Here is a 12858-nt window from a genome sequence, read left to right on the forward strand (position 1 = left end):
ACATTGACCAGCGTTTCCCTAGACTCCCGTCGATCAGGCGTCACGAGGAAACGCGAATGAACCGGTACGGCGGATGCAACGGTCCGGCCCTGCTGCTCGGCCTGCTGGGGGTGCTGCTGGCCCTGCCGGCCGCGGCCGGACAGGCCTTCGTGAACATCGGCACCGGCGGGGTCACCGGAGTGTACTACCCCGCCGGCCAGCACCTGTGCCGGCTGTTCAATGCGGCGCGCGACAAACACGGCATGCGCTGCACCGCCGAAAGCACCGGCGGCTCGGTGTTCAACCTGAACATGATCCGTTCCGGCGACATGGACTTCGGCGTGGCCCAGTCGGACCTGCAGCACCACGCCTACCACGGCAGCGGACGCTTCGAGGCCTTCGGCCCGGCGCGTCACCTGCGGGCGATGTTCAGCCTGCACCCCGAACCGCTGACCCTGGTGGTGCGCCCGGACTCCGGCATCGAGAGCCTGGATGACCTGCGCGGCCAGCGGGTGAACATCGGCAACCCCGGTTCGGGTCAGCGCGCGATGATGGAAGAACTGCTGGACGAACTCGGCTGGGACCACGACACCTTCGCCCGGGTCGCCGAACTGCCCTCGCGCGAACAGGCCCAGGCCCTGTGCGACAACCGCGTGGATGCCTTCGTGTTTTCCGTCGGGCACCCGTCGGCCGCGATCCAGGAACCCATCGCCACCTGCAACGCCCGGCTGGTCTCGCTGGAGGGCGAAGCCATCGACCGCCTGGTGAACGAAACCCCGTATTACATGGCCGCCGAGATCCCCGCCCGAACCTATCCCGGGCAGGAAGACACCATCCGCACTTATGGCGTGGGCGCGACCCTGGTCACCTCGGAGCGCACCAGCAACGAGGCCGCCTACGCCCTGACCCGCGCGGTGTTCGAGAACTTCGATACCTTCCGCGGTCTGCACCCGGCGTTCGCGGGACTGGAGCGCGAGGCGATGGTGGACGAAGGCCTGTCCGCGCCGCTGCATCCGGGGGCGCGGCGCTATTTCCGCGAGGCAGGATGGATCCATGACTGAGCCCGAACGCACACCCCCGCAATCCGCCGCCCCGCAGGAGATCGAGACCGGAGCGCGCCATCCCGGCACCGCGACGCGCGGCCTGATCTTCGTGGTCGCAGTCGCATGGTCGCTGTTCCAGCTATGGATCGCCTCGCCGCTGCCGGACGCGCTGGACTGGTTTACGGTGTCGGACACCGATGCCCGGGCGGTGCACCTCGCGTTCGCGGTGTTCCTCGCCTTCCTGCTGTTCCCGGCCTTCCGGCCGACCGCGCGGCGCACCCTGCCGACGCGCGCCTTCGGTATTGCCTATGGCCTTGGCGGGCTCGCCCTGCTGGCACTGGGCGCGTGGCAGGTCGCCGGGCTGGAGCGCCCGGGCGAGGTGTATGCCGCGCTGGGCGCAGCCCTGCTGCTGGTGGCCTGGCCGCTGCTGCGCGGGCGCGATCCGCTGGACCGGGTCCCGGCGTTCGACTGGCTCTATGCGGCGGTCGCCGCGTTCAGCGCGCTGTATCTGTACCTGTTCCACGAGACCCTGGCGGACCGCGCCGGCGCACCCACCGAGGTCGATCTGATCGTCGCCGGGATCGGCCTGATCCTGCTGCTGGAGGCCGCCCGGCGGGTGCTGGGGCCGGCGCTGACCCTCATCGCGGCGATCTTCCTGTTCTACACCTTCGCCGGGCCGCTGATGCCCGACCTGATCGCCCACCGCGGCGCCAGCTACCCGCGCGCGATGGCGCAGCAATGGCTGTCCAACGAGGGGGTCTTCGGCATCGCGCTGGGCGTCTCCACCAGCTTCGTGTTCCTGTTCGTGCTGTTCGGCGCGTTGCTGGAACGCGCCGGCGCCGGCGACTACTTCATCCGCGTGGCCTTTGCCCTGCTCGGGCATCTGCGCGGCGGCCCGGCCAAGGCCGCGGTGGTGGCCTCGGGCATGACCGGGCTGGTCTCGGGCTCCTCCATCGCCAACACCGTGACCACCGGGACCTTCACCGTGCCGCTGATGAAGCGCGTCGGCTTCCCCGCGCACAAGGCCGGGGCGGTGGAGGTCGCCAGCTCGGTCAACGGCCAGCTGATGCCGCCGGTGATGGGCGCGGCCGCGTTCCTGATGGTCGAATACGTGGGCATCTCCTACGTGGAGGTGCTCAAGCACGCGATCCTCCCGGCCCTGATCGCCTACATCGCGCTGCTCTACATCGTGCATCTGGAGGCCTGCAAGGGCGGCATGGAGGGGCTGCAGCGCGCGGTTGGCGGCACCCTGCGCGGACGCCTGATCGCGTTCGGCCTGACCCTGACCAGCCTGATCATCCTCGCCGCCGCGGTGTACTGGGGACTTGGCTGGATCAAGGACGTGGCGGGCGAGCGCGCCGCCTGGATCATCGCCGGACTGCTGTTCGCGGCCTATCTGGTGCTGCTGTGGATCGCCGCGCGCGAACCCGATCCCGAGCCGCTGGACACCGACCGCCCGCTGCCCCGCATCGGCCCGGTGCTTCTGTCGGGCATGCATTTCGTGCTGCCGCTGGTGGTGCTGGTCTGGGCGCTGGTGGTGGAACGCCTGTCGCCGGGGCTGGCCGCGTTCTGGGCGGTGGCGTTCATGATCTTCATCGTCCTGACCCAGCGCCCGCTGGTGGCGCTGATGCGCGGCACGGGCGGCCTGCTGCAGGCCGCATGGGTCGGGGTCTGGGAGCTGTTCCACGGCTTCGCCACCGGCGCGCGCAACATGATCGGCATCGGCGTGGCCACCGCGGCCGCGGGGATCATCGTCGGCACGGTGGCGATGACCGGACTCGGGCTGGTGCTCACCGACGTGGTCGACACCCTGTCCGGCGGCAACCTGCTGCTGGTCCTGCTGCTGACCGCGCTGATCAGCCTGATCCTCGGCCTGGGCCTGCCGACCACGGCCAACTACATCGTGGTGGCCACGCTGATGGCCCCGATCGTGGTCGAACTGGGCGCCCAGAACGACGTCCTGATCCCGCTGATCGCGGCCCACCTGTTCGTGTTCTACTTCGGCATCATGGCGGACGTCACCCCGCCGGTCGGCCTGGCATCGTTCGCCGGCGCGGCCGTCGCGAAGGCCGACCCGGTACGCACCGGGGTGCAGGCCTTCGCCTACAGCCTGCGTACCGTGGCCCTGCCGTTCTTCTTCATCTTCAACAGCCAGCTGCTGCTGATCGGCGTGGACAACGCGTTCCAGCTGGCGCTGGTATTCCTCGGTTCACTGGCGGGGATCCTGGCGTTCACCGCGGCCACCCAGGGCTGGTTCCTGACCCGCAGCCGTCACTGGGAGTCCGCGCTGCTGCTGGTGGTGGCCTTCACCCTGCTCGCGCCGACGGTGCTGATGGACCGCATCGCGCCGGCCCATGTCAGCGAGGATCCGGCAACCCTGACCGAAGTGGTGGACGCGGCTCCGGACGGGGCCAGCCTGCGCCTGCGGGCGACCGGGCTCGACCTCGAAGGGCGCGAGGTCACCCGCACGGTGATGTTCCCGCTGGGCGAGCGGCGCGACGACCCGCTGGAGCGCCTGTCCGAGGCCGGGCTGGACGTGGACCCGGAGGAAAGAACGCGCATCCGCACGGTTGCTTTCGAGAGCCCCGCCGCCCGCGTAGGATTGGAAGGCGGCTGGGAGATCACCGCGGTGCTGGTGCCCGCGGAGCGTCCCAGTCCCTACTGGTTCTACCTGCCGGCGCTGGCCCTCGGGCTGATGGTCGCGTGGAACCAGCGCCGGCGCGATCCGCCTGCGGGGCCCGGCCCGGCAACGGCGGCGCCAACGCTCCCGGCCTGAACCGCGCGGGTCCGGTCCTGACCGGCCGGACGCCGCCACCCGAACCCGCGGGAGACCGATGTCCGAGACCGCCGACCACAGCCAGGAACTTGCTCGCACGGTCCGCGAGGCCGCCGATGGCGGCCGCCGGCTGTGGATCGCCGGGGGCGGGACCCGGTCGGCCATCGCCCGCCCCGTCCCCCTGCCGGGTGACGTCGAGCCCCTCGATGTGACCGCGCACCGCGGCATCACCCATCTCGCCCCCAGCGAACTGGTGGTCAGCGTGCGGGCCGGCACTCCGCTGGCCGAACTGCAAGCCGAGCTGGCGGCGGTGGGCATGATGCTGCCGTTCGAGCCGGGGGATCCCGGGCCGGGCGCCACCGTGGGGGGCATGGTAGCCACCGGGCTGTCGGGCCCGCGCCGGCCGTGGACCGCCAGCCTGCGCGATGCCGTGCTGGGCACCCGCGTGATCAACGGCTCCGGCGAGATCCTGCGCTTCGGCGGCGAGGTGATGAAGAACGTCGCCGGCTTCGATGTCTCGCGCCTGATGGCGGGCAGCCTGGGCGGCCTCGGGGTCCTGCTGGAGGTCAGCTTCAAGCTCCTGCCACGCCCGGCGCATGAATGGTACCTGCAGCGCGAGCTGGATGCCGCCGGCTTCATCGACGCCTGTCGCGAGCTCGGCCGTACGGCCCTGCCCCTGTCCGGGCTGGCATGGAACGACGGCCGCATGTACCTGCGCCTGAGCGGCGGGGAACAGGCGGTCACGGAAGCCGCCGAGCGCCTGGGGGATGCCCCGGCCGCGGATGGCGAAGGCTTCTGGCGCGGTCTGCGCGACCATCGCGCAGAGCCGTTCACGCGCGAACCCGCGCCCGGCGAGCGCCTGTGGCGCATCGTCGTGCCCCCGGCGACGCCCCCGCCGGAACTGCCCGGCGAGTGGCTGCTGAACTGGGGCGGCGGGGAGCGCTGGCTGCGCAGCGAGGCCGAGCCGGCACGGGTGCGCGCCGTGGTGGAGGCCGCCGGCGGACATGCCCGCATCTGGCACGGAGACCCGGCCGGTGCGCCGCGCCTGCATCCGCGCGGCACCGCCCTGGAGCGGCTGGAGGCCCGGGTGCGGCAGGCCATGGACCCCGAAGGCGTGTTTCACAGTCCGCTGCTGCCCGGCTCCCCGGATCGCGCCACCGGCACCTGAAGCGAGCACGCCCATGGACACCCGTATCCACGAACGCTACGCCGACGACCCGGCCGCCCGCATCGCCGAACAGGCCCTGCGCAACTGCGTCCACTGCGGTTTCTGCAACGCGACCTGCCCCACGTACCAGGAGCTGGGCGACGAGCTGGACGGGCCGCGCGGGCGCATCTACCTCATCAAGCAGGTACTGGAACAGGGCGAGGCCGATGCGGCCACCGGGCGCCACCTGGACCGTTGCCTGACCTGCCTCAACTGCATGACCACCTGTCCCTCCGGGGTCAACTACGCGCATCTGGTGGAATTCGGCCGCGAGGCGGTGGAACGCGACGTCCCGCGCGGCTGGCGCGAACGTCTGCTGCGCGCGGCCCTCAAACGGGCTCTGCCCGCCGGGTGGCCGTTCCGCCTCGCCCTGGGTGCGGGGCGCCTGGCCCGTCCGCTGCTGCGGGGCGAACTGCGGGCCAAGGTGCCGGCCGCCCATCCGGCCCCGCCGCGTCCCGGGCGACCCGCCGGCGACCCGGTGCTGCAGGGCGGGGCCGTACCCTTCGAGCACGGCCGCGTGCTGCTGCTGGCCGGCTGCGTGCACGATGCCATCGACGCGCGCATCAACGCGGCGTTCGAGCGCCTGATGGCCGCACGCGGCATCGCGGTAGAACGGGTCTCCGCCGCGCGCTGCTGCGGCGCGGTGGAACACCACCTGAGTGATGCGGACCGCACCCGCGCCCGCCTGCACGCCAATCTCGACGCCTGGGCACCGGCACTGGCGCGCGGGGTGGATGCGGTGGTCTCCACCGCCAGCGGCTGCGGCGCGATGCTGCGCGACTACGCCCACCTGCTGGACCGTGACAACGAATACCGCGAGCGGGCGCGCGAACTCACCGCGCTGGTGCGCGACCCGGGCGAGCTGTTCGACGCCGACACCGTCCGTGCGCTGGGGATCGAGGTCACCGGCGAGGACCGCCGGATCGCCTGGCACGCCCCCTGCACCCTGCAGCACGGCCAGGGCCTGGCCGGACGCGTGGAGCCGCTGCTGCAGGCCGCGGGCTGCGAGGTCCTGCCGGTCGCCGAGGGCCACCTGTGCTGTGGCTCGGCCGGGACCTATTCCATCACTCAGCCGGCCATGGCGCGGCAGCTGCGCGACCGCAAGCTGGGGCACCTGGAGGCCGCGGCCCCGGCGCGCATCGTGTCGGCCAACATCGGCTGCCTGAGTCACCTGCAGTCGGGCACCGAACGCGGGGTGGAACACTGGCTGAGCCTGCTGGACCGCCACCGCCGGGAAGGGTGACCATGAACCGGCGCGGGGAACTCCCGCCGCGCGGTGGGGGCGCTTGCCCGCACCCCGGGCGGGGCCTACATTCGCGCCATCCGATTTCCCGAGTACAGCAGAAGGTTAAACGATGACCGCTTCTTCCTTTCTTCCGCCGCAACGCACCCTGATGGGGCCCGGCCCCTCCGACGTGAACCCGCGCGTGCTGAGCGCGATGAGTCGCCCGATCATCGGCCATCTGGACCCGGTGTTCGTCGGCATGATGGAAGAGATGAAGGGCCTGCTGCAGTACGCCTTCCAGACCGAAAACGCGCTGACCCTGCCGGTCTCCGCCCCCGGCTCGGCCGGCATGGAGACCTGCTTCGTGAACCTCGTCGAACCGGGGGACAAGGTCATCGTCTGCATCAACGGCGTGTTCGGCACACGCATGAAGGAGAACGTCGAACGCTGTGGCGGCACCGCCGTGGTGGTGGAAGACGACTGGGGCAACCCGGTCTCCCCGGACAAGGTCGCGGACGCGCTCAAGGGCAATCCGGATGCAAAGATCCTCGCGTTCGTCCACGCCGAAACCTCCACCGGCGCGCGCTCGGACGTCGAGACCCTGTGCCGGCTGGCCCGTGAGCACGACTGCCTGACCATCGTCGACTCGGTGACCGGCCTCGCCGGGAGCCCGCTGTACGTCGACGACTGGGGCGTGGACGCGATCTATTCCGGCACCCAGAAATGCCTGTCCTGCACCCCCGGCCTGTCGCCGGTCAGCTTCAGCCAGCGCGCGGTGGACCGCATCCAGGCGCGCAGCCACAAGGTGCAGAGCTGGTTCCTCGACCTGAACCTGGTCATGGGCTACTGGGGTGGCGGCAGCAAGCGCGCGTATCACCACACCGCCCCGATCAACGCCCTGTACGCCCTGCACGAGTCACTGGTGATCCTGCAGGAAGAAGGCCTGGAAAACAGCTGGGCGCGGCACTGCCGTCACCACGACGCTCTGCGCGCCGGCCTCGAGGCCATGGGTCTCGAATTCCTGGTGGCCGAGGAACACCGTCTGCCGCAGCTCAACTCCGTCCATGTCCCCGAGGGCGTGGACGAGGCGGCGGTGCGCGGCGAGCTGCTGGAACGCTACGGCCTGGAGATCGGTGCCGGCCTGGGTCCGTACGCCGGCAAGGTGTGGCGCATCGGCCTGATGGGCTACGGCGCGAACGAACGCAACGTGCTGACCTGCCTGTCCGCTCTGGAGGCGGTACTGGCGGATCGTGGCGTGGTGGAACCCGGCCGGGCGATGGCGGCGGCGCGTGCGGCCTATGCCCGCATGGATGCCGCCGGCAGCACCGGCTGAACAAACGACCCGAGGAGGCTTTGATGACCCTGAGCGAACTGCTGAACTACCTGGATCGGCACATGGACACGGAATTCCTGGACGGCGATGCCGCCGGCACCCTGGCAAAGGCCCGCAACGGCGAACACAAGGACCCGATCGTGGCCGAAATCCTCACCGCGCTGATGGACGGGGCCGGTGCCGACGGCCCCGACACCACGCTGGAGCGTGCCGAGGCGGTCAAGGCGATCGGGCCGGTGCGGCTGAAATACATGGCCGACGACGCCCCGGTGGAAGGCTTCCGGCTGGTGGAGAAGACCATCACCACCATCGACGCCGCCTACAACGAGGAGGCCCTCGCCGCCCGCGGCTGACCGGAATCGACCCGCCGCTCAGGTAATCCGCCGGAGCATCCCGCGCCGGCGGAACACCCGGGCGAATACCCGCCCGGTGTGGTACCAGTGCAGCAGCCAGGCCTCGCGCCACAGTACCGCCCCCCGGGCAGCATGACGGCCGGGCTCGGCGGGGCACGGCTGCAGGTGCAGACCCAGCCCGCGCGCGATCGCCAGCGCCCGGGCCAGGTGATAGCGGCTGGTCACCAGCACCGCCGGCGGATCGTCCGAGCCGGCGCTCTCCTCGCGCATCAAATCGCGCGCATGGCGCAGGTTCTCCAGGGTATGCGTGGAGCGGTCCTCGATGCGGATGCGCGCGTTCGCGACGCCCCGTTCACGCAGGAACGCCGCCCCGGCCGCCGCCTCGCTGGGCCCCTGTGCCGCGGTCTGCCCGCCCAGCAGCAGCACCCGCGCCTGCGGATGCCGGCGCAGCAGCCGCAGCGCCCGCAGCAGCCGCAGGCGATATCCGGGGGTCGGATGCCCCTCTTCCAGCTGCATCCCCGCCACCAGCACGGTCTCCACCGCCCGCGGCCGGCAGGGTGCATGCGCGGTGCGGCGCACGCCGTGCCACGCCAGCAGCAGGCTGACCCCGAGGGTCGCCAGGATCACGACCTGCGACAGCGCGAACATCGCCAGCCCGTCCGCACCCACGCGCCCCAGGGTTACCCGGCGATGCTGCGCCAATGTGACCTCCATGATCAGGATGAGAATGATCGGCATCCGGGCCTTGCCGAAGGCTGACACAACCCGACGCCGGAGTAACACCTTCGTTTGAAGGGTACCAAGCCCGGGGTCTTACCGGTATCATCGCCCCCGACCAGGGACATCAGGGGGAAGTTATGGGGGCGCAGACGGCATTCGAGCAGGAAGTCGCCCGATTGATCGTGGACAGCCTGAACCTCGAGGAAACGGCGCCGGAAGACATCGAGCCGGAGGCCCCGCTGTTCCGCGAGGGTCTGGGGCTGGATTCCATCGATGCCCTCGAGCTGGCTCTGGCGATCGGTCGCGCGTATGGCGTGCAGATCCGTTCCGATGACGAGGACAACCTGCGGATCTTCGCGTCCCTGCGTGCGCTGAGTGAACATATCGAGGCGAACCGGACGTCCTCGTGACGGCAAGGCTGGCTGCGGCGGTTGCGCTGGCCTACCCGGTTTCGGTGATCGCCGGGCAATGGATCGAGCTGCAGCCGTTGCCGCTGGCCCTGCTGACGCTGCTGGTGTTTCTCGCCGTCGCCTCGTCCCTGCGCCCGCGGGCACGAGTACTGCTGGGCACGGGGCTGCTGGCGGCGCTGGCGCTGTTCGGCCTGACCCCGGCCGGCGAGTGGCTGATCCACGCGGTGCCGGTGCTGGTCCCGGGCCTGATCGCGGCGCTGTTCGCGCGCTCGCTGCGGTCCGGTTCCACGCCACTGATCACGCGGTATGCCCTGGAAATGGGGGCCTCGGACAGCCCCGCGGTCCATCGCTATACCCGGGTGATGACCGCCACCTGGGCCAGCACCTGCGCCCTGCTGGCGGTGGTCTCGGCCGGGCTGTCGCTGTTCGCGCCGGCGACCGTATGGGCGGTCGTGGCCAACGGCCTGAACTATCTTCTGCTGGGAGTCCTGTTCATGCTGGAATATCCGCTGCGCGCCCGTTTCCTGCCGGATGAACCCCGCGAAGGCTTTGTCGCCTATCTGATGCAGCTGGCGCGGGCCGATCATCGCCGAATCCTGAGGCAGACATGAGCGAATCCGCGGCCCTCGCCTGCCCGCTGCTGGCGGACGTCGACGCACCGCTGGCCCGCATCGACGGACGCCCGGTGGCACGCGCCGCGTGGCTGGCCGACGTGCGCGAGCTCGCCGCACGCCTGCCCGAGGCGCCGGCGGCCTTCAACCTGTGCGAGGACCGCTACCGCTTCTCCGTCGCGTTCGGCGCCATCCTGCTGCGCGGCCAGGTGAACCTCCTGCCGCCGGCGCGCGGGCGCACGGTGCTGGGCGAGATCGCTCGCGGCTATCCCGATGCGGTCGCCCTGGTGGACTCCTGCGAGGAGGACTTCCCGCTGCGCACCCTCGCGGTCACCGCGCGCGGCAACGCCGGGGCCGGCAACGCGACTCGCCCCGCGGACATCCCGATGATCCCCCGGGATCGCACCGCGATCCTCGGTTTCTCGTCCGGATCCACCGGGACACCCACCGCCCATCCGCGACGCTGGGGGGATCTGGTCGCGGTCACCGAACAGGCGCTGCAGCGCCTCGGGCTGGACCGTGCCCCCGGGCATGCCCTGGTCGCCACCGTGCCGCCGCAGCACATGTACGGCCTGGAGTCCACGGTACTCCCGGCCCTGCTGGGCCCCAACACCCTGCTCGCCGAACGTCCGTTCTACCCTGCCGACGTGCACGCGGCGCTGGAGCGCGAGACCCGTCCGGTGCTGATCTCCACGCCTTTCCACCTGGGGACCTGCCTGCGTTCCGGCCAGTCGGCACCTGCCGCGCCGCGACGCATCCTCTCCGCCACCGCACCGCTGGAAGCCAGCACCGCGAAGGAGCTCGAGGCGCACTTCGGCGCCCCGGTCAACGAGATCTACGGCTGCACCGAGGCCGGTGCCATCGCTTCCCGCCGCACGGTTCACGAAGACCACTGGACGCCGTACCCGGGGGTACGGGTACACGCCGACGGGGATGCCTCCGGTCTGGCCCTCGCGCATGGTCCGCAGCATCGCGAGCCGGTTCCCCTGCCGGACTGCATCGAGGTCGCCGAGGACGGCCGCTTCCGCATGACCGGACGCCTGGCCGACATGCTCAATATCGCCGGCAAGAGGGCCTCGCTGGTCGAACTGAATCGCCACTTGCAGACCCTCCCCGGAGTCGAGGACGGGGTGTTCATTCCGCCCGCAGACAGTTCGGATGCCGCCGGGATCGCCCGGCTGGCGGCGCTGGTGGTGGCCCCGGAGCTGAGTGAGACCGACATCCTGGAGCAGCTCGCCGAACGCCTCGACCCGGCGTTCCTTCCGCGCCCGCTGGTACGGGTGGACAACCTGCCGCGCTCGACCACCGGCAAGCTGCCGCGTCAGGCACTGCTGGAGCTGCTTGCCAGCCACGGGGAGCCCGTCTGAAATGGCGGGCCTGACCAGTCGGCCGCGCCGCATCCCGGAGGACCATCCGGCCCTTCCGGGGCATTTCCCCGGCAACCCGGTGGTACCCGGCGTGATGATCCTGGAACAGGTCGCGGCGGCCGCGGAGGAGCTGGGCCTGACCGCTCCCGCGCGTTTTCCGCAGATCAAATTCGTGGCGCCGCTGCCTCCCGAGACCGCGTTCCGGGTGGAGATCGACGAACCCGGGCGCCGCGGGACCCGTGCCTTCCGCTGCATCCGTGACGACGGCTCCGATACGCTGCTGTGCGCGGGGCAGCTGGACCCCGAACCGCCGGCCGACCCGTCATGAGCGGGGACTGGCGCGCTCAGGAAGAACGCGGCAGTCCCCTCGCCCTGCGCATCATCCTGTGGGTCGCGCTGCGCATGGGACGCCCCGCCGGGCGCCTGCTGCTGTACCCCATTACCGCCTATTTCCTGCTGCTGGCACCGCGCGCCCGCCGCCACAGCCGGCAGTATCTGCGGCGGGTGCTGGGGCATCCGCCGCGCGTGCGCGATGTCGCCCGCCACCTGCACAGCTTCGCCGCGGTGATCCTGGATCGGGTGTTCCTGCTCGCCGGGCGCGAGCAGGCCCTGGATATCCGCGTGCACGGCGCCGACATCTTCCACCAGGCACTGGACTCCGGGGACGGCGCGATCCTGCTGGGGGCCCATCTGGGCAGTTTCGAGGCCCTGCGGGCCCTGGCCGTCGGCCATCACGACTTCCCCGTCCGGGTCCTGATGGACGCCGACCACAACCAGGTCATCACCCGCCTGCTGGATTCGCTCAACCCCGAGGTCGCGCACAGCGTGATCCCGCTGGGGCGTACCGACACCCTGATCCGCGCCCGCGAGGCGGTGGAACGCGGCGAGATGGTGGGCATGCTGGGCGATCGGGTGGTGGAAAACGATCGCACGGTGGAGTGCGAATTTCTCGGCGACCGCGCGGTCTTCCCCATGGGGCCGATGCTGCTGGCGACGGTGCTGAAGGTGCCGGTGATCCTGTGTTTCGGACTCTATCGCGGCGGCAACCGCTACGATATCGTCTTCGAACACTTTGCCGACGCGATCGAGGCGCCGCGGGCACAACGCGACGCGGTGCTGCAGGACTGGACCTGCCACTATGCCCGGCGCCTGGAGGCCCATGTGCGGAACGCCCCGTGGAACTGGTTCAACTTCTATGATTTCTGGCATGACGACTGACCACCACCGCACCCGCGGGCCCGCCCGGCTCGCATGGCTGGCCCTGCTGCCCCTGCTGTGGCTGCCGCTGCCGGCCGCCGCGGACACCCTGGATGCGATCCTGGCGGCCCTGAGCCTCGACGCGCCCGCGGAGATGGCGTTTCGCGAAGTCCGCCAGGACCCGATGCTGCAGTCGGAGGACCGCCAGAGCGGCCGCATCGCCTTCGAGCCCCCGGATACCCTGATCCGCGAGACCGACGGCCGCCGCGGCGAGCACGTGCGCATCGAGGGCCGCGAGCTGACCCTGACCCGCGGCGATTCGGTGCGCGAGATCCGTCTGGACGAACAACCCGGGCTGGAGGCCTTCGCCGGGCTGTTCCGCAGCCTGCTGCAGGGCGACCGCGAGGCACTGGAAGCCGGCTTCGAGGTCGAACTGGACGGCGATCTCGACGCCTGGGAACTGGAGCTGCGCCCGCGCGACCGCGCGCTGCGCCGGGCGATCATCGAGATCACCATTCGCGGCCGCGAAGGCGAGATCCGGCGCATGGACACCTGGGAATCCGGCAACCGCACCAGCCGCATGCATTTCGAAGCACCGGCATCCGGCGACCCGTCCAGCGAACGCGACTGACCACGC

At 70.9% G+C, this 12858-nt stretch carries 13 protein-coding genes; 12 read left to right on the top strand and 1 reads right to left on the bottom strand.

Features of this window, described 5'->3' with window-relative positions:
* The first annotated feature begins 56 nt into the window (after positions 1-56).
* The 6 genes from C998_RS0107490 to C998_RS0107515 all read left to right on the top strand — a co-directional run bounded on the left by C998_RS0107490 (position 57) and on the right by C998_RS0107515 (position 7916).
* Positions 57-1040 (top strand): TAXI family TRAP transporter solute-binding subunit, encoded by a 984-nt coding sequence (locus C998_RS0107490; RefSeq protein ID WP_018870243.1) that lies wholly within the window; start codon positions 57-59, stop codon positions 1038-1040.
* Complete coding sequence (locus C998_RS0107495; protein WP_018870244.1) at positions 1033-3798, top strand: TRAP transporter permease; 2766 nt, start codon at positions 1033-1035, stop codon at positions 3796-3798. Before C998_RS0107490 ends, C998_RS0107495 begins: the two co-directional genes overlap by 8 nt.
* Positions 3799-3856: 58 nt before the next feature.
* Complete coding sequence (gene glcE / locus C998_RS0107500; protein WP_018870245.1) at positions 3857-4966, top strand: glycolate oxidase subunit GlcE; 1110 nt, start codon at positions 3857-3859, stop codon at positions 4964-4966.
* 13 nt (positions 4967-4979) lie between these two features.
* Positions 4980-6248, top strand: a complete 1269-nt coding sequence (glcF, locus tag C998_RS0107505; protein WP_018870246.1) for a glycolate oxidase subunit GlcF — start codon at positions 4980-4982, stop codon at positions 6246-6248.
* A gap of 112 nt (positions 6249-6360) precedes the next feature.
* The gene (locus tag C998_RS0107510) at positions 6361-7563 is read left to right on the top strand and encodes an alanine--glyoxylate aminotransferase family protein (protein ID WP_026279524.1); all 1203 of its coding nucleotides are present in this window, start codon (positions 6361-6363) and stop codon (positions 7561-7563) included.
* Positions 7564-7586: 23 nt separating this feature from the next.
* Positions 7587-7916: a hypothetical protein gene (locus tag C998_RS0107515; protein ID WP_018870248.1), complete on the top strand. Its 330-nt coding sequence runs from the start codon at positions 7587-7589 to the stop codon at positions 7914-7916.
* Positions 7917-7934: 18 nt separating this feature from the next.
* On the opposite strand, the gene C998_RS0107520 is transcribed toward C998_RS0107515, so the two are convergent.
* The gene (locus C998_RS0107520) at positions 7935-8654 is read right to left on the bottom strand and encodes a YdcF family protein (protein ID WP_018870249.1); all 720 of its coding nucleotides are present in this window, start codon (positions 8652-8654) and stop codon (positions 7935-7937) included.
* A 119-nt stretch (positions 8655-8773) separates the two neighbouring features.
* Here C998_RS0107520 and C998_RS0107525 point away from each other — a divergent pair, with 119 nt between their 5' ends.
* Genes C998_RS0107525 through C998_RS0107550 form a run of 6 tightly spaced genes read left to right on the top strand, consistent with a single transcriptional unit; the run spans position 8774 to position 12852 of the window.
* On the top strand, positions 8774-9046 hold the full coding sequence (locus tag C998_RS0107525; protein ID WP_018870250.1) for a phosphopantetheine-binding protein: 273 nt from the start codon (positions 8774-8776) through the stop codon (positions 9044-9046).
* Positions 9043-9657, top strand: coding sequence for a hypothetical protein (locus tag C998_RS0107530; protein ID WP_018870251.1), 615 nt, complete (start codon positions 9043-9045; stop codon positions 9655-9657). Before C998_RS0107525 ends, C998_RS0107530 begins: the two co-directional genes overlap by 4 nt.
* Positions 9654-11024 carry an AMP-binding protein gene (locus C998_RS0107535; RefSeq protein WP_018870252.1) on the top strand — a complete coding sequence of 457 codons (1371 nt, stop codon included), beginning with the start codon at positions 9654-9656 and terminating at the stop codon, positions 11022-11024. The genes C998_RS0107530 and C998_RS0107535 overlap by 4 nt, the downstream gene beginning before the upstream one ends.
* Before the next feature lies 1 nt (position 11025).
* A complete protein-coding gene (locus C998_RS0107540) occupies positions 11026-11352 on the top strand; it encodes a hypothetical protein (RefSeq protein WP_018870253.1) in 327 nt (108 codons plus the stop codon).
* The gene (locus C998_RS0107545) at positions 11349-12242 is read left to right on the top strand and encodes a hypothetical protein (protein WP_018870254.1); all 894 of its coding nucleotides are present in this window, start codon (positions 11349-11351) and stop codon (positions 12240-12242) included. The genes C998_RS0107540 and C998_RS0107545 overlap by 4 nt, the downstream gene beginning before the upstream one ends.
* Positions 12232-12852, top strand: a complete 621-nt coding sequence (locus tag C998_RS0107550) for a LolA-related protein (RefSeq protein ID WP_018870255.1) — start codon at positions 12232-12234, stop codon at positions 12850-12852. The genes C998_RS0107545 and C998_RS0107550 overlap by 11 nt, the downstream gene beginning before the upstream one ends.
* Positions 12853-12858: the final 6 nt, after the last annotated feature.

Origin of the sequence: Thioalkalivibrio sp. ALgr3, from assembly GCF_000377325.1 — a bacterium.
Lineage (GTDB): Bacteria > Pseudomonadota > Gammaproteobacteria > Ectothiorhodospirales > Ectothiorhodospiraceae > Thioalkalivibrio.